Below are 816 nucleotides of genomic sequence, written 5' to 3' on the forward strand. Positions count from 1 at the left end.
AAGAAGTCCAGGGAATTGTATATAAGTGTAGAAATGAATATTACCTTCATTTATGGGAGTTATCTGATTGGGAGCAAGAGGGTATGATTTGCTTACATGAATTGATTAGTAGAGAAGAAGGACTGGTAGAAGATATTCCTCGTTTAAGGAAATATTTTAAGACTAAGTTCCGGAATCGAATTCTAGACTATATCCGTAAGCAAGAAAGTCAAAAACGAAGATATGATAAAGAACCCTATGAAGAAGTAGGTGAGCTTAGTCATCGTATAAGTGAGGGAGGTCTGTGTCTAGATGATTATTATCTATTTCATGAGACACTAAGAGATTATAGAAGCAAACAAAGTAAAGAAAAACAAGAAGAGTTAGAACGCGTCTTAAGAAATGAACGCTTCCGAGGTCGTCAAAGAGTATTAAGAGACTTACGTATTGTGTTTAAAGAGTTTGATATCCGTACTCAATAGGAAGTCATACAAAAAAACATAAAAAGTTTCAAAAAGTAGTTGACAAAGTTAGAAAAGTGGGTATAATAGTAAGAGTTGAAAATAACAACTCTGGTCCGTTGGTCAAGGGGTTAAGACACCGCCTTTTCAGTTCGAATCCCGTACGGACTATGGTATGTTGCGGATGAAATACTGATTGAAAAAAAGTTTTAAAAAAGTTTCAAAAAAGTGTTGACAAGAAAAAGCAGCTGTGATATACTAATATAGTTGTCACTTGAGAGAAGTGAGTGACAAAGACCTTTGAAAACTGAACAAGACGAACCAATGTGCAGGGCACTACAACTAAGGTTGTAGTACTGAACAATGAAAAAACAAT

At 34.9% G+C, this 816-nt stretch carries 1 protein-coding gene; it reads left to right on the forward strand.

Annotation, left to right across the window (positions count from 1 at the left end):
* Positions 1-461 (forward strand): sigma-70 family RNA polymerase sigma factor (locus tag EII37_RS10815; RefSeq protein WP_124788561.1); only part of this gene is annotated, 461 nt, incomplete at its 5' end.
* Positions 462-816 lie beyond the last annotated feature (355 nt).

Origin of the sequence: Streptococcus sp. OH4692_COT-348 (assembly GCF_003859975.1) — a bacterium.
Taxonomy (GTDB): Bacteria; Bacillota; Bacilli; order Lactobacillales; family Streptococcaceae; genus Streptococcus.